The organism is Lacibacter cauensis (assembly GCF_007830055.1).
In the GTDB taxonomy this organism is placed as follows: Bacteria; Bacteroidota; Bacteroidia; order Chitinophagales; family Chitinophagaceae; genus Lacibacter; species Lacibacter cauensis.
On sequence record NZ_VLLE01000004.1, the window covers coordinates 94,535 to 116,466 of the forward strand.

Annotated in this window: 21 protein-coding genes; all 21 read right to left on the reverse strand. The window is 38.0% G+C overall.

Going from position 1 to position 21,932, the window contains the following annotated elements:
- Window positions 1-10: 10 nt before the first annotated feature.
- The 21 genes from IQ13_RS10540 to IQ13_RS10640 all read right to left on the reverse strand — a co-directional run bounded on the left by IQ13_RS10540 (window position 11) and on the right by IQ13_RS10640 (window position 21,881).
- Complete coding sequence (locus IQ13_RS10540; RefSeq protein WP_158637368.1) at window positions 11-1,288, reverse strand: TolC family protein; 1,278 nt, start codon at window positions 1,286-1,288, stop codon at window positions 11-13.
- A gap of 1 nt (window position 1,289) precedes the next feature.
- Window positions 1,290-1,724, reverse strand: coding sequence for a PepSY-like domain-containing protein (locus tag IQ13_RS10545; protein WP_158637369.1), 435 nt, complete (start codon window positions 1,722-1,724; stop codon window positions 1,290-1,292).
- A gap of 10 nt (window positions 1,725-1,734) precedes the next feature.
- Window positions 1,735-2,163, reverse strand: coding sequence for a PepSY-like domain-containing protein (locus IQ13_RS10550; protein ID WP_144886342.1), 429 nt, complete (start codon window positions 2,161-2,163; stop codon window positions 1,735-1,737).
- 72 nt (window positions 2,164-2,235) lie between these two features.
- Window positions 2,236-3,501, reverse strand: a complete 1,266-nt coding sequence (locus IQ13_RS10555; RefSeq protein ID WP_144886343.1) for a sensor histidine kinase — start codon at window positions 3,499-3,501, stop codon at window positions 2,236-2,238.
- A complete protein-coding gene (locus IQ13_RS10560) occupies window positions 3,494-4,171 on the reverse strand; it encodes a response regulator transcription factor (protein ID WP_144886344.1) in 678 nt (225 codons plus the stop codon). Before IQ13_RS10560 ends, IQ13_RS10555 begins: the two co-directional genes overlap by 8 nt.
- Before the next feature lie 49 nt (window positions 4,172-4,220).
- Complete coding sequence (locus tag IQ13_RS10565; protein ID WP_144886345.1) at window positions 4,221-6,299, reverse strand: Piwi domain-containing protein; 2,079 nt, start codon at window positions 6,297-6,299, stop codon at window positions 4,221-4,223.
- 5 nt (window positions 6,300-6,304) lie between these two features.
- A complete protein-coding gene (locus IQ13_RS10570) occupies window positions 6,305-6,961 on the reverse strand; it encodes a DUF4276 family protein (protein ID WP_144886346.1) in 657 nt (218 codons plus the stop codon).
- Window positions 6,962-6,970: 9 nt separating this feature from the next.
- Window positions 6,971-8,041 carry an AAA family ATPase gene (locus IQ13_RS10575; RefSeq protein WP_144886347.1) on the reverse strand — a complete coding sequence of 357 codons (1,071 nt, stop codon included), beginning with the start codon at window positions 8,039-8,041 and terminating at the stop codon, window positions 6,971-6,973.
- Window positions 8,038-9,501: a restriction endonuclease subunit S domain-containing protein gene (locus IQ13_RS10580; protein ID WP_144886348.1), complete on the reverse strand. Its 1,464-nt coding sequence runs from the start codon at window positions 9,499-9,501 to the stop codon at window positions 8,038-8,040. Before IQ13_RS10580 ends, IQ13_RS10575 begins: the two co-directional genes overlap by 4 nt.
- Window position 9,502: 1 nt before the next feature.
- Entirely contained in the window at window positions 9,503-11,722 is a 2,220-nt protein-coding gene (locus IQ13_RS10585; RefSeq protein WP_144886349.1) for a type I restriction-modification system subunit M, read from the reverse strand.
- Between the two features lie 4 nt (window positions 11,723-11,726).
- A complete protein-coding gene (locus tag IQ13_RS10590) occupies window positions 11,727-12,038 on the reverse strand; it encodes a helix-turn-helix domain-containing protein (protein WP_144886350.1) in 312 nt (103 codons plus the stop codon).
- Between the two features lie 202 nt (window positions 12,039-12,240).
- Window positions 12,241-14,505: a DUF3987 domain-containing protein gene (locus IQ13_RS10595; protein ID WP_144886351.1), complete on the reverse strand. Its 2,265-nt coding sequence runs from the start codon at window positions 14,503-14,505 to the stop codon at window positions 12,241-12,243.
- Between the two features lie 30 nt (window positions 14,506-14,535).
- On the reverse strand, window positions 14,536-14,841 hold the full coding sequence (locus IQ13_RS10600; protein WP_144886352.1) for a helix-turn-helix domain-containing protein: 306 nt from the start codon (window positions 14,839-14,841) through the stop codon (window positions 14,536-14,538).
- 105 nt (window positions 14,842-14,946) lie between these two features.
- Complete coding sequence (locus IQ13_RS10605) at window positions 14,947-16,014, reverse strand: DUF6617 family protein (RefSeq protein WP_144886353.1); 1,068 nt, start codon at window positions 16,012-16,014, stop codon at window positions 14,947-14,949.
- Between the two features lie 2 nt (window positions 16,015-16,016).
- Window positions 16,017-17,123, reverse strand: coding sequence for a site-specific integrase (locus tag IQ13_RS10610; RefSeq protein WP_144886354.1), 1,107 nt, complete (start codon window positions 17,121-17,123; stop codon window positions 16,017-16,019).
- A gap of 8 nt (window positions 17,124-17,131) precedes the next feature.
- A complete protein-coding gene (locus IQ13_RS21700; protein WP_144886355.1) occupies window positions 17,132-17,479 on the reverse strand; it encodes a helix-turn-helix transcriptional regulator in 348 nt (115 codons plus the stop codon).
- 219 nt (window positions 17,480-17,698) lie between these two features.
- Entirely contained in the window at window positions 17,699-19,078 is a 1,380-nt protein-coding gene (gene mnmE, locus IQ13_RS10620) for a tRNA uridine-5-carboxymethylaminomethyl(34) synthesis GTPase MnmE (RefSeq protein ID WP_144886356.1), read from the reverse strand.
- A gap of 32 nt (window positions 19,079-19,110) precedes the next feature.
- Entirely contained in the window at window positions 19,111-19,587 is a 477-nt protein-coding gene (locus IQ13_RS10625; RefSeq protein ID WP_158637371.1) for an ExbD/TolR family protein, read from the reverse strand.
- Between the two features lie 144 nt (window positions 19,588-19,731).
- Entirely contained in the window at window positions 19,732-20,559 is an 828-nt protein-coding gene (locus tag IQ13_RS10630) for an energy transducer TonB (protein ID WP_144886358.1), read from the reverse strand.
- A 51-nt stretch (window positions 20,560-20,610) separates the two neighbouring features.
- Window positions 20,611-21,174, reverse strand: coding sequence for an ExbD/TolR family protein (locus IQ13_RS10635; RefSeq protein ID WP_144886359.1), 564 nt, complete (start codon window positions 21,172-21,174; stop codon window positions 20,611-20,613).
- A gap of 23 nt (window positions 21,175-21,197) precedes the next feature.
- The gene (locus tag IQ13_RS10640) at window positions 21,198-21,881 is read right to left on the reverse strand and encodes an ExbD/TolR family protein (protein ID WP_144886360.1); all 684 of its coding nucleotides are present in this window, start codon (window positions 21,879-21,881) and stop codon (window positions 21,198-21,200) included.
- Between the last annotated feature and the right edge of the window lie 51 nt (window positions 21,882-21,932).

The following is a 21,932-nucleotide window of genomic DNA, read 5'->3' on the forward strand; positions in this document are numbered from 1 at the left end:
TTGTTGTTATTTACCAGTTCCAATAATTGTATGCGTTTATGAGTGATTGCTGTTGTGAAAAAAGCAAGGTATAATCCCGTTGAGCCGTTGCCATATTCTTCAACACCATCGTGTAATTGATTATAGATAGTTGTCCTGACAGGATTTCTTTTTTGTAACTATTCAGCAATACCTTATAATCTTTTAGTTGCTGTTCTGCAATGGAAATGCGGTCTGTATAAGATTGCAGTTCGGTTAATATTTTTGATTTGCGAACAGTGTTTTGAGTAATGAAATTGCTTTTGTAAAACGAAACCGATTGCTCCAAAACCTGTGTCTTATTTCTGTTGATTGACTTCTGATTTCCATCAAAAAAGTTGTAAGTAAAAGTTAATCCGGCACTAATGCCGAAGCGTTTGGGAATTGTTGGTGCATAAACTGCATTCAGTCCGGTGTTTGCAAAAAGACTTACCTGCGGTTTATATTTTAGTTCAAATGCTTTTTGCTGTGCAATTAAATTCAAACTATCCAAATGATATTTTTCCAAAAACATTGAATTAGAAACGGTGCTATTCAAAGTCAGATTAGTGTTTTGAAGTTGCACTAAAGCTGTGTCGTTAATTCCGCAAAGAATGTTTAAGTCCATTAGATCTCTGCGGTAGGTGGCTTTGAAATTGGTTAGTTGAGCCAAATAATTTTGGTGTTCAATATTCAGCAGGGTAAGGTCGGATTGTTTGTAGATGCTGCTTTCCACTAACTTTTTCAACACATCTTTTTGGTCTTCCAGCAATTTTACCATTGCTTCTGCATAATCAGTTTGCTTATTGTCCTGCAAACACAAAATGTATTGGTCAGTTACAATTTTCTCAATATCGTGTTCGGTTAGTTTGCTGTTGTTCTGATTGATTTGAGAAGTAACTGTTAATTGCTCACTGGCTGTTTTGTAGCGTTGTCCGTTAAAAAGAGGTTGGGTAACATTGAGTAATGCCTGATATGTTCCTCCATTTGTTGCAGCAAAGTCATAACCGTAATAATTGGTTGCTCCGTTTGAGTTTGGCTCAAATGAAGTTTTGTTATTGTCGGTTGAAATGATTGGTGAAAAAAGGTAATTGGCGGTTACGCCAATTTGTGGTTTGGTATAAAGGGCTTTCAGGCGTTCAGCATCTAACTGGTTTGCCTTACTTTGATTTTTGTTGTCGTTAATTAATGGGCTGTTTTGCTTGGCTGCTGTTGTGTAATAACTCAAATTGTTTTGTGCGAAACAAATATTGGTAGCTAAAAGCAGTAATGCAAGAATGAGTTTTTGCATCTTAATCTTTTTCTTCTGATAAATATTTTCCTTCTCCATCAAACACAATTTCTTTTCCTGTGATTTGGATTTCATAGGTATTAGAGCCATCCTGTTTGGTTATTTTTTCGCAGCCCTGAATTTTTTCGTTGGGGTAGTGGGCTTTGATGTAATCGGGAATAGCGGAGGCATTTGGCAACTGGCTTTCGGCAATTACCAATTCTGTTTCTGTTACCTCTGCTTTGTCGTTAAACGATACTGCTCCTTTTTCTTCTCCATCTTTGTATTTGGCTTCCCAAATTGGCGGTTCATCATTCCATTTCAAAATAGTTGCGTTGGGATGAAGTTTTACAAATGCTTCTGAAATGTTAGCTGGAACTTGTCGGGTTTTAGCGGCTTGGTTGCAAGCGGATAAAATCAGAACTGTAAATGCGAATAGAATTATTAGTTTATTCATGGTTGTGGTTTTAATCCTTCGTTTCTTTAATGAATTTTCCGTTGCTATCAAACAATAAATCCAAGCCTTTAATTTCGGCTTCATAAGTAACCGTGCCTCTGGCATCAGTAATTTTTGCAGCTTCTTTTACCTTTTGTCCTTTGTAGTTGCTTGCCACATACTCCAAAATTCCTTTTGGCAATTGGTTTAATTCAATTTCTACTTCGGCTTCCAGTATGTTGCCTTGTGCATCAAACAAAACTGAATTGTCAATTTTATTGAGGTCAAAACTTGCTTCAAACTTTTCTCCTTCCTTATCCCACTTTACTTCTTTGATGCTTGGATAGTGTTTTTGAAAGGATGTTTTTACGGATGCAGGAACATCTTTTTCCTGTATTTTTTGTGCAAAGGTGAGTGATGTAATCACCGCTGCAACTAACATTGAAGCTAACTTTTTCATTGCCTTGTTTATGAAGTGAATTAAAATTTACAGGGCAAAGTTGCAACCCGATTTAGAAGAAATTTAGAATTTTTAGAAAGCCACCGAAAACGAATGAAAATTGTCGGCAAATGAGTAGGTGATTTTCCAGTTGTTCAGGTCTGCAATCTTCTTGATGATAGCCAAACCCAAGCCGTTTCCTTGTTCGGATGGGTTGGATTTTGCAAAGCGGTTGAATAACTTATCTGCAACCAAAGGTTGTGGTTGTCCTGTGTTTGAAAAGGTAAGCGAATTGCTTGAAAGGATTACAACTATTTGCCCATCACTTATATTATGCCGAATGGCATTTAGAAACAAATTACTGATAAGGATTTCCGTCAAAACAGGATTTGAATTTGTTGAAACGGTTTCATTCAATTCTGTTTTTATTATAAGATTTTTTGCCTTTGCCTGTTCGGTAAAAAAATCAAGGTGCTTTTCAATTGCTTCATACAAACTGATTGTTTGTTTCTCGTTGTAGTTGTCGTTTTCAATTTTAGAAAGCAGTAATAGATTTTTGTTGAGGCGGTTTAACCTTGATACACTATCGTTTAATGAACTTAAAATTTGGTTTTGCTGCTCTGTAAATTCTGCACTCTGAATAAGTGTATCAATCTTTGCCTGAAAAACGGCTAAAGGCGTTTGTAATTCGTGTGCTGCGTTTTCTATAAATTCCCGTTGGCTGTGGTAAATGGAAGTATTGCGTTCAATCAGTTTTTCAATGCTTTGATTTAGGCGGTTAAATTCCTCAATGTTGGTATTGGTAAGTTTAGGTTGATTGGATTTGTCAATTTCAAATTGCTCAATTTTCTGCAAGGTTTCGTAAAAAGGTTTCCAAAGATTTTGCGATAATCTTTTATTGATAATTAATAAGCCAACAAGCAACAGCGAAATGATGATTAAGAAAAGAAGTGCAATGCTTTTCATTAAATCTTCTGTTTCCACTAAGTTAATTCGTGCTGAATAGGTGTAGGGTTTTCCTTCAATGGAAACAGGTAAATTGAGTTCCCTGTATGGTTCGTTTTCGGAATTAAGTGTGTCGTAATAATAGCTGTAAAAAATGGTGTCTTTTTGTAGGGGCTTTGCTACAATAATTTTTATATCACGGTTAAATTTGTTCCAAATAGATATGTCCGCTTCTTTCAATTGTGCAATGGAGAATTGCAAAAATTCATTCTTGCGAAGTATCAATGCTTCGTCTGCATCATCAATGTATAGCTTCTCGGTAAGGAAATAAAACAAAGGTGCTGCTATAATTAAAATCAGCACTGCAAAAATTAAATATGCTCTTGATGTTTTATGTAATAGTTTTTTAGTCATTCTGCCACTTGTAACCTAATCCGTAAACTGTTTTTATATAGTCGCTGCAACCTGCATCTTTCAATTTGTTTTTAAGATTTTTGATATGGGCATACACAAAATCGTGGTTGTCCAACATATCTGCCATATCGCCTGAAAGATGCTCGGCAATAGCACTTTTTGAAAGCACTTTATTTTCATTGCCGATTAAATATAACAGCAAATCAATTTCTTTTTTAGTGATGTCAATTTTCTTGCTTTTTACTTTTACTGTTTTAGAACGAATATCAATTTCAATTTCGTTGTAAGCAACAAGATTGTTGCCTTTGAAGTTTTTTCGCCTGATGAGTGCTTGTATTCTTACAAGCAATTCAGATAAATGAAATGGCTTTGTGAGGTAGTCGTCTGCCCCCAAATTGAACCCTTCAATTCGTGTGTCCAAAGTTTCTTTTGCAGAAATGATGATTACTCCTTCGATTTTATTTTGCCGTTTTAATTCCTTCAAAATTTCAAAGCCGTTGCCGTCAGGCAACATCAGGTCAAGTAAAATACAATCGTATTCATAGATTGAAATTTTGTCAATTGCATTTTTTAAATTGTTTACCCATTCACATATGAAGCTATTACCTTTAAGGTAACTTCTGATGCTCTCTGCAAGCTCCTTTTCATCTTCTATGAGTAACAATTTCATGGTACAAAACTCGGTTCCAATTTTGAATTAATTTAGAATGGCGAATTGATTATAAAAACCAAAGACTTTCTCTTCCAAAGTCAGGCAGTTTGTCGTGTTGGAAATAGGGATAAATCTCTGCAACCATTTCAGGGTATTTGATTGTAACTGGCAAACTTTGCTGATTGGTGCTTTTCCAATACATACGGCTGAACTGATAAACCTGGTCAATGAGTTGTTCAACTAAATTCATATCATCTAACATGCCTTCAACAGTTGATGACAAAGCAATCTTCACCGGAAAGTGATATTCCTTCTGTGCTGGTTTTGCCGTTGCATCGTAACGGGTATTATTGAACAACAAGTATTCTGATTTACCAACTTTTACAATTGTACCACTGTAAGGCATCAGGTTATTGCCGTCTTTTAAGTCAAAGCCTAAAAGTTCTTTGCTTTCTGTTTTATTGATGGTTACAACGATTACAGGAATATTTAAGCCTAATGTATGCAGCGTTCTCAGGATGGGTTCTAATTCCTTTTTGCCAATGTCTTTATAGAAATGAATAACAAGCCTTGAAGCTGTGTAATTAACTGCAATGAACTTTGCAACTGCTTCACGAATAGAACCTGCAAGACTTACAGTATCGTTGCCTTTAAAACAGTCAAAGCCTTTAAACATTCCCTCGTTATTAAAGCAAAATGCAGAGCCTACAAACCTTGTTTTTCTTGTTACTGAATAGAATGCTCCAACGCCAACAATCAGTTCGTTATTGGTTGGTCTGTTTAAACGCCACGGCACACCGCCCAACTTTGCCAGCATTGCGATTTCAATATGTGGCAGGAATGTATTGAAGTAAGAATTTGGCTTACCGTTTTTGTACAGGTGTTCGCTTTTGATTACCTGTGAAAGCACACCTTCATACAATAGTATTTCTTTGATTTTATAATAGATGTTCTTCCTTGCTTCGTCTTTCTCTAATTTGGGAACCGGATTAACAAACAAAGCCATGTATTGAGTATCGGGAAGCCATTCTGCATTTTTCACAGCATTTTTCACTGCTGTAACTGCATTTTGTACTGTATCAAACTCAACGTTCTTTGAAATATCTAACTCAAAAGGAACTTTGATGTAGTCCTGCATCTTGGGGAATGGAAATCTATCATCTTTCCAACCACTGTTCAGATACTTATATAACTCGGTAACTGCACCTGCTTTGTCTGACTGCTGATAAATGAAAAAGAATTTGAAATTGCTTGGCTTTTGTGGCAACTGGTAAGGACCTTTTGACTTAAAATCTTTCTTGGGTTCTTTCCCTGTTCTATTGCCTGAATAAAGCAGGTCATTTGATGTAGAACTAATGACCCGATACTGCTCTGCAATTGGCTTATAAAAACCATTTGAACTGATTGGAATTAAGTTGCGGAAAGTATCGTTATCAAAATACTTGGTGTAAAAGTCTTGCAATACATTGAGGTATCTCGGATAGCGGTTTGTTAAATTTGGTACATCGTGGGCAATCTCTAAATGTGGTTTGATGTCATTACTCAATACAGGAAAGCACTTATCAGGCATATTGATTACTTCCTGCGGTCTAAACTTCCATTTGTATAAGATGCCATTGCAAACTATCCAATTGTAAAGGTTAGTATTGAAGTTGTAAATCTCTGAAACAGGTTTAGCAAAAACTTTTGTCGTGCCGTCATAAGACAAAACTATTTCGGGTTTATCTGTAACCCTTGCATGTTGCACCTTTACAGTAAACTGGTTGTACACATTGTATTTTGCATTGCTTTTATCCTTGTCGTGAAACCATACTTCTGTTTCGCTGGTGAAATTCTGATGGATAATGTCAGCAATGCCCATGAAATAATCCCGAATGAGAAAACGGTAATAATGATTTGCGAACCTGTAAGAAACAGATAAGTCAATCTCCAGTTCTATTGCACCCTCTTTGGCTGGTTGAAAATCTGTGTACAGTTTGTTTAACTCTAACAGTTCTAATGCAGAAAGTTTATCATCAAGAAGCCCTTGCAAATCATCTTTGAACACCGGGTAATAATCAGCCTGTTTCTGCTTATAAAAAGCAAATTTCTGTTTCCCTTTAGGTGGGTCAAATGGAATGATGTTTAAGAGTAATTCTTGCTGCATAAAGTTTAAATATTTTCTAAACGGGTTATCCAATTATTGAATCTTGGAGATTTTGCCCTTATGCGTTCCAAACCAATTGCCTCAGAAAGAATATCACCATAAACAACCTTATTGTAACCGTTAATAATTCTTTCTAAACGATGAGACGGAGAAGTAGCTTTATTGTTGTTTATCATTTCAGGATTTGCATAATCAGCAAAGGTTTTTTCAAGCTCTGCCATACCTACTAAATCTTCTTTTGGTATTTGACTTTTGATGACGTCAATATCATTGAAAAGCAATCCTTCAAATTCATGCAATTGCAAATAAGGAATAAATCTATTTTGAAATTGTGGGTCAATGCTCTGTAACATTGATTGCTCTAGGCTATCCATACGGCTGTATTTGTCTACAATTGTATGTGCTGCATCCCATCCCGGAAACTGGTATTTTGCATACATGCCATAATAGTCAATAAAGGTGGTCACATAAGCATCCGGTTCTGCTTTGAGGTGTGTATCGATTTGATCTTTTAATTTACTCCATTTAACAATACCACCTCTTGATGCCTTAATTAAGGGTGTTTGCAAATAAATATTTCTGTTGATGAAAGGAACCTGTAAGTTAGTTTTAGCAAATGCTTGCTCTGTAGGTCCTTCGCAAATCATAATTATCCTTTTCATAACCATTTACTAAAAGTTTGGTTGACCTGTTGTAATAATGTTTCTTTTCCATAAATCATCTATGGTGTAATCTTCTAACCAGACCTTTAATTTCTCTGAATCTAACCTTTCAAAAATGCTTTCTCCGTTCTTTTGGTCAACTGTAATCACATTTTCTGGTTCAAAATGACTTATTAAGTCAGTGGACTGAGTTGCAATAATTACTTGGCACTTTTTTGCTGCTACAGATTTTACCAACCCTGCAAGTTTGGAAATTGCCGTTGGGTGCAAGCCCAATTCAGGTTCATCAATAATGATAGTTTCCGGTAGATTGGGCTGAAGAAATAAGGTTGCTAAAGCAATAAAACGAATTGTACCATCTGACAAATCGTTTACACCATATACAGTAGAACTATACTTGCTTTGCCATCTTAGTTTCAGGTTTCCGTTACTCTCTGGACGAAAGAAAAAATCTAAAAAGTATGGAGCTATGCTCTGGATTGTTTTTACAATGAGATTGTAGACAATAGGTTTTTCTTTTTGAATGTTATACAAATAAGCACCCAGATTGCTACCCTTTTCATACAAATAGTATTTATCGTTCTCAATGTTTGATTCCTTATTGAATGGCGAATTTTCACCAGTATCATGAAAGTGATATTTCGCTAATTGCTTTAGATAATTTCTTATGTAGTCTGCTCTTGGGATTGTTTGATAACGCAAAACAGATTCGGGACCAAATGATGCAGCATCTACGGGGTTTTTATAATAGGGATTATTACCATACCATAAACCCTCTTTTGTGAAAATAAAACCTGCATCACCTTTCTTTATTGTAAAAGAGTAGCCGTTGGTATTGGGAAAATACAAGTGTGTTGAAATTTCCTCTGTCACTTTATCTCCCTTGTGTAAAAAAGTATCTATACCTTTTAGAGCAACAAACTCTTGTAGATTGCGATTATACACCTGCTTTAAAAAATCAAAGAAGGATAAAAAATTACTTTTACCACTTCCGTTTGCACCAATAAGAATATTGATGGGTTGGAGCTTTAGGCTTAACTCTTTAATAGATTTATAGCCGTTTATGTCAATTTTATTCATTTGACTTTGTTTTGTTCGTTCTTAATGTGCTTAAATGCTTCCTTCTCGTCTTGTTCAATAAATATTTCAACTGCCTTTTTCGCCACGTCAATTAATGACTTCGACTGCTGCTCTGCTAACTGAACCGACTTAACCTTTTTTGTTATTGCTTTTACATTCTTAGATACAGGAATAATTAAACCTGCTACATCTGTATTCTTGATGTGACCAACTGTGTCAGCAATAGTCATTTGCCTTAACAACTGCATTTGACCTATTTTACTATTGATGACAAGAAGAATATACTCAGAGGTGAATTGCGATTTGGGTTTGATTTGAATATGACATACACGCTGATTAACATATACTGGCTCCACAACTAAACTGCTATAAAACCATTTAAGACCATCCATGCCAATCACAATATCACCAGTATTTGCCTTTGTCAATTTTAGTTTTCTTACATAATCATTATCCAACTTAGTGAGGTCGGCTGTTTGGATAAAATGAGGTTTACAATCTCTAATCCTTATGAAAGGTTCACCTTCACCCACCTCGATAAACTGTTTACTTTGAAAAGGGAAACCATTTTTTATTACTATTTCTGAACGCAGTTTTGTTGTTTCAAACTTTGATAACCGTTCAAGTAATTCAAGGCAAGCTGCATCCCAAAATTCAGCATCTAATCTGTCGCCTTTAAGCATTGTACTTAGTTTTATAATTGAGTGATTGTCCTCAATTTCAAACTGTACTTTGTAGTTCTTGAATTTAATTTTCTTTGGCTTCCAAGTGTCTAAATTCAATTCCTTGAAAAGCATGTCTTCTGCTGCCTTATACTCTTTTAAGGCTTTTTGCTGAAGGCTATAAGATGTTTCAACAAGCTGCTGTATCTCATTCTGAAACTTCTTACTTACTACAGGTATCGGGATGGTGTACAAATATGACGGTGCAATTTCAGGCTGCAAGCCACCATACATTCCTTTATCTATTAATTTCCGACCATAGAATGAATTAAGGAAAACGCCCAAATAAAACGGGTTGACCTTTTTTGTTCTAACGATAAGAATATGAGAAGATGCAATTAATGGTTCCCTTTGCCCAAAGTAAATTGCAGTATCCCCGAAATTTGCTCCTGTTCTTGTAATTACAACATCACCATGATTTACTAAGTTGCTCTTTAGCTTTTTAGCATCATCTGAACTGATAAAAACCTCTGAACTCTCGAATGTAATGTTCAATGGTCTTAAATTCTGGGTTCTAAAAAAAGTTACACCCTCGTCTGAATATTCTCGTTTAATCTCTGAAGGATGCAAGATTACGGTATCAAGATTTCCAAGAGTTTTATACTTTTTACTTGTAACAGCATCATAAACCCTCAAATATTCTGGATGATAAAACTCCGCATCAATACGTAATCTGCCTTCTAATGCAGAAAAGTTTATTGCTGAGTATTCAAAGTTTTTATACTTTCTAATGTCCATCTTAGTTGTTTAAGAAATCAAATGCTACATCACCTGCCTTAGCTCTTTTTTTACCCCAATCCTCATACGCATCGGCAATCATTGAAAGGTCAGTTTGGTAAACAGGATTTTTATTTTCATCCAGCACTACATTACCTTCCTTATCCTGTAAAAAGATATACTCCCCTGAGTTGTTCTTAAAACTAATTTTGCTTGTAGCGAAGAATATTGGATAATCTTTAATCTCTTCGCCTTCTTCATATTTCTTTAGAAACAACAAGCTCGTTTTTGTGCCTGTATGTGGTTTGAAGCTATTGCCATGCAAACCAACGACTGCCAAAATCCTCGCCTTGCTGGTTACAAACTTCCGAACATACTTTTCACTGCTATTATTGAATATGCCCTGTGGCAGAACAATAACAGCTCTTCCCCCTGGGTTCAACAAATCAAGAACCCTCTCAATAAAAAGTATATGCCTATCAACTTTCTCCCACTTGCTTTCGTTCTTTTTGAAGTTGATAATTTCTTTTATCCTTGGGGTCAATTGTGGCTCAAATAATTCGCCTTCCAATACAGCATCTATCATTACCTGAGATATTAACTGACAAGCAAACTGCTGGTCATCTTCACTTTCCAAATCAATTTCCTCATCTTTATTTATCTCTTTCACTTTTGCAATTATGCTTTCAATACCTTCATCAGTAAAGGTTATTTCAAACTCCTCTGCAATGGTATTTATCATTGCTTTAATCTTGCCAGTATCAATTTTAAAAGTGTAACGATGCCCTAAGATTTCATTGTAAAGATTGATTAATGATTTTTCCTGTATATCGCCTGCGAATGGCGGGTTGCTCATTACTATATCAAAATGCAAGTGCTTGTTTTTATCATCACTTATCAAATCTTCTTTTTGAAGTTCAACAGTAATTTCAGGTGTCCACTTGGGATGCTCCAAAGAGTTTTGTTTAAAGATGTGTGTTTTACCATCACCTGCAATCAGCATTATTGCTCTTGAAATTTTTGCTGACTTTTCATCAAAGTCAATACCCCATAAATATTTTGAAGCATAATTAACCTTTGCTTTCTCGGTGGTCATTTTGTATTTATTCCACACATACTCCATTGTATGCACAAGAAAACCTGCTGAACCACAAGCCGGGTCAATTACATATTCCTTATTGCTTGGGTTTATCATTCGTACACAAAAATCAATTACAGGTCTTGGTGTGAAGTATTGCCCTTTCTTGCTTTTAGCAACATCAGGTATTAAATATTCAAACGCTTCATCAATGATGCGGAGGTTGGAGAAAAACAGTTTAACTTCTGTGAGTTCACCAACACAAACGTTCAAATGTTCCGGTGTTAATTCAATGCTATCAGAAGCTGCAAAAATTCCTTTCCATTCTTTCTTTGCATCATCAAACAGTTTGCCTATTTCCCTTTTGGTTACTTCTGCTGTTTTGTATTGGCGGAAAAGCAAGGATTTATCCTTCCTGTTTTCTGCCTCCCATTCATCATACAACTTTGCGTAGATGAGTTTGAAAATCTCTGTAAAGCTGTCTGCACCGGAATTAGCAAGTACAAGTTCTTCCAGCACTTCAATAATCTTGCGAAGATTGAACTGCTTATTTTCATTGATCTTCTCTAATTCAGATAAGGTCCACTTACGGCCAAGAATAATGTCTTTGATTGAGGCTGCCGGATGTTCTTCATCTTTTACCTGCTGATATTCCGCTTCAGTAGGAATGTCTGGTAAGCTATCATCAAACTCTTTTGGGTATGGTCTAAAAAGCCTTGTAATGGCATTACCGTTTACACCAACACCAAGCGGAGAACCTTCATTGTTCAAATAGCTTTTAAGCTGCTGTATGCTATTCTTTTGGGATGGAGCTTTTACCTCCACCAAAATCCACGGTGTTGTTTCGTCTTCCTGGTAAACAACTATATCAGCCCGTCCTCGTCCGTTCCTTCCGAAACTTACATTCTGCTCACACTTCAACCTGTTTTTGGGATAGTGATAATGTTCTGTCAATTCAGTAAGGAATAATTGCCTTACAATTTCTTCGGGTGCAGATTTGCCTGTGGCTACATTGTAAACCAATTTGTCTTTTCCTTCGCTGTCGTGACTTTTTAAATACCACTTGCCTTTTTCCTTCTCAAAGAATTTGAGTTTCGGAACGTATTGCTTTTGCAGTGACAGATCCGTTTCCCAGTTGGGCAGTATTTTTGAAAGTATATCCATTGGTTTACTTGTTTTTCTTTTTTGTTTTACGATACTTTATTTCGTCCTCAGCAACCTGCATTGCTTTAAGTGCCAAATCCTCATCTTTCGTTACATCAATAATCTGGTCCGCTAACCAAAGTGTAAGCAATTCATCGTTGCTGACTTTCATTATTCGGGCTAACTGAATTACCTGCTCTTTCTTGGCTTTGCGTTCCCCTCTCTCAATTTTACTAAGCATAGGAGTATCAATTTCCAAAATAGAAGCAACCTGCCTTTGCAACAAATTATTCTGCTCTCTGAGTTGCTTTAATCGTTCACCAAATTGGTTTGCCATCTCATTTTTATTTTGTTTTAGTGATGGCGATTGCCACTAATGATGTAATTGCCATAACCTGAAATTTGACTTGTCAAATATTGGCAAATATAGGAAAAGAAAAGCAATAGAATGATAAGAAACTTAGCAAAGCTGCAAAACTTGCAAAGTCTGCAAAGTGTGCAAGGCACACCTGCACCCCAACACCTGAAAGGTGAAGGGGTTAGGATTTGCGGTACAGACCCGCCTTTAACTTGGTGAGGGAAACTCCGGTAGCCGTTTTTAGGATTTCATCAACTGAACGGGCTGAAAGTTTGAATTGTGAGCCTAACTCTGTTGCCTGTTTCCGGGTGAACTCTTCCGGCAGGGCTTCAAAGAATTTGCGTTTGCTGTCGCCTGATTGGAAACTCATCACTTCGTTCTGCTTTGGCAGGTTGTTAAACATGAGTAGACTGTGTTGCAAGTAAGTTTGTGCAATGGCAAGGGCTGTATTAAAATCTTCATCGGTGCAAAAAACTGTGTCGGTAACTTCACCGTTCTCAAACTTACGGAGTGCTGAAAATATCATGCAAAGCCTGAACATGATTAAGCCTAAACGGTACACAATGCCTGAAGCCTCCTCACTGGTAAAAATGGTTACTTCTGAAAGGATGCCTGAAAAGGTTGTGTTTAAAACCTGCCATTGTTCGGGCTGCAATTGTACCACTGTTGGCGACTGTTCCAAAAAGCCAATCATGTCTAACACTGATTGAGAAAGTGCCTCAAAATGGTCATTGAAAACAATGGTGTGGCTCTGTGGTGAAGGGTCTTGCCAAACAATTTCATTTTTGAAAGCATAGAACAGGAAGCGGCTGAATAAGCCATCTTCTGCTGATGCAATCAGCTTTGGAGCTTGTGCCGGAGTGCCTGACAAGGCAACGGCTAAACGTGGCTCGTTGATTTCAATGTATTCGTTATTGGTTTTACGGGTAAGGGTAATTTTCTCATGGTGGAAGGCAGCCCGCAGGGCTGGCGAATAGTCGCCCCAATCTTGCTTTTTTGCTCCACTCATGGTATCAGCTTCAGTTTCGCAAATGATACCTTGCCCATCGTTGTTTTGCAGGTGTTCAATCATCCTGGAATGTGAACTGTCGGCAGGAATGAAAACGATTTTGAAAGGTGGTTCATTCGGTTTTTCGGGTGCAGGTTCTCCTTTCTTTCTGTTGCGTTGGAGTTCCTTGTAATCTACCATTTCAGCATCATGCCTTTTCTGGGCTTCTCTGCTTGCACCTAATACCTGTTGATGGTATTTGTCAGCCAATCGTTTTGCGTTCTTTAAAACGCCCTTTCCGCTTGCAGCAGGGGCAATGATAAAAGTGTATAGATGCGGATGCACTCTTTCCTGAAAATAGATGCCTGTTACTTTTGGAAGGCAACCGCTAATGATTGCAATTGCACCAGTGAAGAACACATCTCTTTTCCGCTTGTCGGAAAAGGCAATTGAGCCTTCTTTAAGGATATGGGGCAAAGCCTCATAGACTTCATCAGGAATGGTTGGAGTGGTCTTTAAATAGTCCTCTAAAGGGTCTTCATCTTCCGCCTGTGTATTGGGCTTTGCAGGTTGCAACTTTGCAGACTTTGCAAACTTTGCAAATTCACCTGCATGGTGGGTGTAGGCACTTTTTACCGCTTCAAGAATTTCTCTTTCAGGTAGGTCAAAATGCTGCGAACATAAAAGTTCAGTATCGGGCTGCGATATACCAGCTCTGTTGCAATTAGAAGCAAGCAGATAAATAAAATTGTTTCTGTTTCCATCTGTGTATGATGCTTTTTGATTTGTGAATTGAATTTGTTGATTGAAAAGGAATGCAGCGTTCAGATTTGTATCAGGTAAATCCCGCATCACTTGTGCTGCGGGTTGCTGCTTTTGCTTAACCTCTTGCTTGGTGATAATTTCATGTACTTGTACTTTGAATTTCTCATTGTAAATATTCTTGTACAGTCCAGGGTGATAACTCACAAAGCAAAGCCGGGTAATGTCCTTGCAGCTTGGGTCTGCCTTCAAACCTGTTGCTTCTTCGTAATACTTCTGCACTTGTAAATAAGCGATGTCGTGCTGTTCAATGTCTGTATCTATTTCAACAAACACTTTTAAACCGTTACCGCTTGGGCTGATAAAGCATAAGAAGGTGTAAGGGATTTCGGAAATGACTTTAAAGGCTGTATTTAGTTGTTCAGGTGTCAGCTTATCAAAATCTAAATGCACAAAACCGCTGTACATTTCAATAAACTGCATTTGCCTTTTCTCTGTGAATACTGCGGATGGAGTGAATGCCAACAGTTGCTTTTTTTTGTTGGCAGCTTCTTCCGTTTTGCCTTGCTCCAGTAAAGCCCTGATTTCTTCTACCTCTGCTTTGTATTTGCCGGAAGCAATATCATTACCGATAAGCAGCAATGATTTTTTTTCAACCGGCACGGTGAAGTTTTTAAATATCGTACATGATGCCATTGTTCTGTTCTTTCAGTTAGTTAAAAAATTCTACTTGCTGCGTTTGTTGCGGATTACATAGTCAGTAGCCAACTGGTCAATTTCATCGGCTGCTGATTGGCGGTTACGTTGTAACCAGTTATCCAACTCCTCCCGTTTGAAGTAGAGTTTTTTACCCTGCGGACAGAAATGGGGAATGTGCTTTGTACTTGTGAGCTTGTACAAATGCGAAGGACTTACATCTAAATATTTGCAAGCCTCGTTAAAGTTCAGGACTGTTTTTTGCAACAGGTTTTGCTCATCCAGCTTGTTAGCGATTTCGGTGAGCTTGTCTAAGATTAATTCTTCGTGTGCCATCTTTTTTAAATTTTTAAATTGATGGCACAAACCTCCTAATTGCTTGAGGGGCAAAGGTTAAGGGGTTAACCCCTTACTCAGATTACTGAATAATCTTAATGTTTTTTATTGCAGTTGTTTGAAAATCTTGTCAATGTTTGCACTCTCCTTTGGCTCAATTTTATTCTTTGAACTACTTGCCGAAAGGTTGTTCGCTTTTATCAATGTGTCCTTCTTAGAATAGAAGATTTTTGATTTCTCAATGTTTGCCAATGTGAGGCTATTGAAGTAAGGCATAAACTTGTCAATGCAATAACGGAAATGCTTTGTTTCGCAGCCTAATTGAATTTTAACTGCACCGGGTAAAATACTTTTTGCTGTAAAGGCTTTTATAAGTTCGTCTGCACTGGTAACATCTTCATTGAGTAGGTCTATCTGATAGCACAATTGATTTACAACCGTTGTAAGTTTTGCAACATCATCTTTGAAGCCAAAGCAAACTGTATCTTGATTACCATTGTACTCTGTATTGCCTTCTGTATCTGCATCAGGCTTTCCGATATATTCTATTTGTTGAACTGCGGAAATAGGTAATTCCAAATCCAATAAGTAAAAATCATCCAGTGAAACGGTTTGCTGAAGCTGGGTTTCAAATGCTTTCTGAATGCTGAAATAAAGCAGTATCAATGAATGTTTAAGGTAATGCAAAGCAAAGTGAATATGATTGCTGCTTTCATCGGGTGTTGTAGTAAAGCCTTGTTCCTGTAATTCGGCTGCGGTTTGTTTGGCTAAGACTTTTATGTCGTTAAGGATTTTGCCAACCTGATACTGTATGTCAACTAAATCTGAAAGGGTTGCTGCTTGCAGCAACACAGCATTGTAAACACGAAGTGTTTCTGCTGTTATTACGAAGTAATAAAAATTCGTCACCGGGTCTTTGTAGCTCGGTAAATCTGTTTTGTATTGCAAAGGCTGCAAGGGGTCTTTAGTATTAGCAGCAACAGGCAGAAGTTTTTGAAGGGTGGGAAAGTCTGTAAGTAATGCTGTGATTTGCTTATGCAAATCTGCATTGGTAACTGGTGAAGCTGCTTTTGCAGCTTTCACCAATTCAACAAACCGCCTTGTATTGGTGGTGTCAAGTTTCCACGGCTTTAAAGTACCGTGCATTATACTGTCTAATATTTTTACTTCCATTACTATAAATCTATTTTGATGCGGTTTGCAGCTTCTTTCTTTTTATGGTCAATCACTTTTGCATAAATCTCTGTTGTCTTTAAATGCTTATGCCCTAACATTTTTGATACTGTGTAAATATCACTACCTAAAGTTAGTTGTAATGTTGCGTAGGTGTGCCTTGCACAGTGAAAGGTGATTGTTTTGCTTATACCTGCCCTCATTGCCCATTGCTGCAATCGCAGGTTGTGCCAGGCTGAATATTTCAACCCTATAAAAACTCTTTCTTTTGGTTCGCCTCTTTCACCTAACAAACTAAAAGCCTGTTCGGAAATGGGTAATGTTTCAGAGCCTTTTGTTTTCTTTTGAGTGTAGCGGATGTAGTGCCCGATTTCATCAGAGTATTGCAGCTCCATCCATGTGAGTTTTTGAATATCACTCCAACGCAAACCAGTTAAGGCACTGAACAAGAAAGCTGTTTTCATTTGTGGTATATCGCATTCAGCTTTAGCCATCGCCTGTAATTCTTCTTGTGTCAAAAATTCTCTTTCCGGTTCACCTGCTTTTATTCCTTCAATGGTATCGCATGGGTTACGCTGTATGATTTCATCTTTTAAAGCCTGTTTTAATGCTGCCCTTACTTTATTGAAATAGGAGCTTTGCGAATTTTGAGAAAGTGGCTGATTGGCAGGGGTACGGGCTTGCTTCATCAGGTATTCTTTGAAACCTTCCAACCATGCTTTATCCACTTGGGTAAATGTTACATCATGCTTGCAATACTTCTTCATGTGTTTTAGCACACTATCCCAATTGCCATAATTGCCCTGACTGTCTTTCCTTTCTTCCATGAGGTATTCAAAGTAGCGAAGGAAACTGCCTTTCATCTTGCCCTGGTCTTGGAAACCATAAATGCCATTCTGCAACTCCAAATGTCTTTTGCTGCGGATGGCTTCTGCAAGTGCTAAGTTCTTACGGTTTTCTTCCTTCTGTTCCTTTGTCAGTTTACCTTTCTCCGGGTCGGGATAAAGTGTAAGCTGCAAATGTTCATAGTTGCGTTTGCCTTGATGGTAGTAGTCAAGGTATAAAGTGATTTTATCACCTTTGAGCCGTTGGCGAAGTGTTACTTTCATTCTTTCAGTTATTTAAAAAGATTATTAATTTCTGTTCTTGGAATGATAGTACGACTGCCCAACTTGGAAGCCTTTAAACTCCCTGCATCAATCAACCTGTAAATGGTCCATCTGCTGGCTCCGATTAACTGGCAAGTTTCCTTTACACTCAGGAACTCCTTTTGGGTAACAATGGGGTTGAATGGTTTCTGCTCATTCTCTTTCTGAATAACAGCTTCAACCTTTGCATTTCTTGCCCTCTGTTTGTAGGCTGCACTTGCACAGCGATGGGAACAACATTTAGTTGTTGTCTTCTGTGTAATGAATTTTTTGCCGCAGTGCTGACAGGTTTTTTCTACTTTAATCGTACTACTCATTTTGTTGCTCTTTGTGGCTAACTGTTGCAGGGTGTAGCTGTGTGTAGCATCATTTCACCACTTACTGAATTTTTGTTGCTCGGAAACATGAGCAACAAATCAAGGCAACAATTAGGCAACAAATATAAGTAAAAAAGAGTAGTTTGGCAACAAATAAAAGAAGGAAAAATCAGCTAAAACCTATGAAAAACAAGCACTTAGCAAACAAAGGAAAGATAATTACTTTCCGATACAGAATTTGCTGAAGATAAAATCCAGCCTGTCTTCGTTTGTAATTTCGCCTGTTATTTCTCCAAGGAAGTGCAGGCAACGCCTGATATCCAAAGCAAGTAAATCTCCAGACAATTGATTATTTAACCCATTAAAAATATCCGTCAATGCTTTTTGTACTTCCTGGAGAGCTGTATAATGGCGTGCATTTGTGATAATGGTATTTTCCGTTTGAACAGTACCTTGTACTACTTTATCAACCAATCGTTGTTTTAATAAATCGATATGCAGTTTCGATTTAGCAGCAATAAAGAGTACCGCATCACCAGAAAATTTTTCCTGCGCAACATCTTCAGTTAAGGTGTCTACTTTATTGCCAACCAGTAAGAAGTTTGTATTATGTTCCTGAATTTGATGGTAGGCGGCTTCAACTGTTGCCTGTGTTTCTTCGTTTACATCAAACAAATAAACCACAAGGTCAGCGGCCTTCATTTTTTCAATGCTCTTTTCTACACCTATTGTTTCAATTACGTCCCTGCTTTCACGAATGCCAGCTGTATCGATTAAACGAAACAGGATGCCGTTGATATTGAGTACTTCTTCAATCGTATCTCTTGTTGTTCCTGCAATGTCGCTTACAATAGCTCTGTTTTCGTTTAACAACGTATTAAGCAGTGTTGATTTACCTGCATTAGGTTTGCCAACAATGGCTACACTTACACCATTTTTAATAACGTTACCGAGTTTAAACGACTGCAACAACTCGGTTGTAACCTGCTGCATTCTTGCAATAAGTTCATAAAAGCGTGAGCGGTCTGCAAACTCAACATCTTCCTGCGAAAAGTCGAGCTCTAATTCTATTAAGGCTGAAAACTGTATGAGTTGTTCCCTTAGTTCTTTTAATACACCCGAAAAACCTCCACGTATATTGTGCAATGCTGTTTTTTGCGAAGCTTCGGTATTACTTGCAATTAAGTCTGCAACTGCCTCAGCCTGTGTTAAATCGAGTTTACCTTTAAGAAAAGCCCTTTGTGTAAACTCACCGGGTTTTGCCAAACGTGCACCGTATTTGGTAAGTGTGTGTATTACCTGCTCTTGTATAAACGGAGACCCATGACAGGAAATTTCAATAACATCTTCGCCTGTATAACTTCGTGGGTTCTTGAATAATGAAACCACCACTTCATCCAGAACCTTATCACCATCTTTTAAAAAGCCTACATGGATTGTATGCGATTTTTGCTGTGCTAAATCTTTAGATGGAAACAATTGGTTAACGATTGTAATTGCGTTGTCGCCACTTAAACGAATGACTCCTATTGCACCAATACCATGTGGCGTTGCCAAGGCAACAATTGTATCTTCCCAACCCGATAGTTTTCCAAGCATATTGCAAATTTAACGTTTGCCCGCTTGCCTTGCTACTTTTGTGCAGTTGCATCTACCAAAACATATTTACGAATATCAAGTATTCTCATTTCATCCATCACGTCAATCATCTCTTTGTACGAAGCATCAGGACCTGGGGCAATTAGTACCGTATAATTCGAATCACTATGCAGCTGATCGATAATACGTTTACGCTTGTTCAGCAGATGATCCCGTAAAGTATTTTGATTATAAAGTGTGAGTGTGCCTTTTTGAATAGGGCGACTTTCGAATCCTTCAAAATAATCTACAACACCATTGCCTTTCATCTGCAATGTAATGGTCGCTGACTCAGGTGTTTGACTTGGATCTACAAGTTCTCCGTCATCAGGTACATGCAAACCAAAAGCTCTTGGTTTGGATAGTTGTGTTGTAAAAATGAAGAATGTAATTAAAAGGAAACCAAGATCTACCAGTGGAGTAAAGTCAACACGTACTGTACGTTTGTCGTTGGTATCAATTGCAGCCATAATAGTTGTTTTTATTGAGATGGCTACACGAAAAAAATCCATACCGCAAACAGAAATTGTTTGTTTGGGCCTTAGCGTATAAACAAAAGTCCCCATCGGAAATCCGATGGGGAGCTTGCTTGTATATTCCTTCTTGAAAAGGTCTTACGGTTGCTCATCTGGCAAGCGGAACGTAATCTTCTGACGGCGCCATGCTTTTACCTGACGACCGTTTTGAATTGCAGGAATCCACTTTGGTCCACGCTTGATTGCATTTACTGCAACCTCAGCTAATTTAGAACCTTTCATTGAAAGTGCTTCCACATTACTTACGTTGCCTTCTTTATCCACGATAAACTGAACCTCACATGTACCTGCTTGACCATCGTCAACCAGATCATCGATATTTTTCTCTACTTCACGTTGTACATATTGGTTCCATTTACCTTCTCCACCAGGGAACTGGGCTTCTACCTCCACTTTGGTAAACACCTGGTTTTCGTCTTCCTTAGGAGCTTCCACCACTTTGGTTTCTTCTTCTACTTTTGGAGGATTTACTACTTCAGGATCTTTAATACCTTCCTGGTCGATTTTACCTACGTTGGTAATTTCTTCCTGCTCCTTTACTTCTTGTTTTTCATCGAATTTTTCGTCTTCTACAATTTTAGGAGGCGTAAACTTCGTGATTTCAATTTTCGGGGGCTCCTGCTTTGGAGGAGGTGGGGGTGGCGGCTCAATTTTTTGAGGCTCTTCCTGTTTAATATCGGCCAGGGTTACATCCTGTACCTTTACTTTCGTCTTATCAGCATTACCTACGCTGCGGCTAACAATCACACTGATGAAAATCAACAGAGCCATCCCTGCTGTAATCAACAAAGCTGTTGTTAAACGGCGTTTGTAATTTTTTCGGAGTTCATAAGCACCGTAATCTTTATTCCTGCCATCAAACAGGATATCAAGAAAATCGGCGTTTAATATTTTATTTACTTCCATAATTAACGGTTGTGTTTTGTGTTAGATGCAAAATCCGGATTATTCCATACGTTATTTTCCGCCGGCTGCAGGAGCTGGGGCAGATGTTCCTTCGGTTACCCGAATTAAAGCATTTTCGCCCTCTGCTATATCTACAACAGCGTAACGTTTAATTTCCAGTATCTGCATTTCATCAAGCATGTCCACTACATTTTTGTAGTTCGCTTCTTCGTTTGGCTTGATGATCACAACGAGATCTTTTTCTGCTGTGGAGCCTTTTTTACGCAACAGTTCGTTCCGGATTTCTTTAAAGTTGGAAGACTTAAAATTCGATCCGTCGCTTTGCAACTGCCCTTCGTAATAGTATACGTGGTTGCTCTTACTCAGCAACACCGTAAAGGCGCCTGAAGCTTTTGCCTGGGTCTGCTCTTCATCTTTCGCACTATCATCAGGAACATTCAGCTTAAATGCTTTAGGGCTATTGATGGTCGTAGTAAAGATAAAGAACGTGATCAACAGGAACCCGAGATCAACCATGGGCGTCATATCTACACGGGCATCTTTCCGAGCCTGCTTCTTGACCCCCGGGCCTTTCTTATGGCCACCTCCGCCGGAGTCTTGTGCTATCTCTGCCATTGTTCAGTTTTTAATGTTATAAATTATTTTGCTTCACCGCCACCTTGTTCCTTCTGACGCTTATACAAAGGAGTACCAGAAGGTACACCTTCCATAGCTGTGATGAGCTTGAACGAGAAGATTCCGTTTTTCTTAAACGCTGCAAGAATGTTTTTGAAATACGGATAGGTTGTTCCGTTATCACCATTCAGCATAATATTGGCTGGCTTACGGCCTCCTGTACCGGTTAACAATGCATTGATATAATCATTTAACTGATTATTTAATGTATCGGAAACAGGAATACCAGGTTGCTTAAACGCTTTGTATTCTGCATCGCTTAAAGCCAAAAAGCTTTTCAGCTGACTAACAGGAACACCAATACCGCCACTGGAGAACTTGATAAAGTTTGAAATTTCTGCAGGAGTTAAACCCAAACCTTTCTGGCGGCTTAAAACATCAGCAGTTAACTGGGCCTTTTCTCTACCTTCTTTATCAGAGCTAAAGCTGATGAAAACACGACCCTCTTTATCAAATGAAACTTTGAACACATCCTTATCTTCCACCTTGTCGGATGAAACCGACTTAGGATTGTCGATATTTACCACTTCTGGTGGTTTGAACTTCGTTGCCAACATGAAGAAGGTAAGGATCAGAAACGACACATCCACGAAGGCTGTCATATCTACCCATGTACTCTTCCGGGCTATTTTATTAAGTTTTGACACTAGATTAAAGTTTTGAATTATGAAGATTCAGTTTCAGTAAAAATCCATACA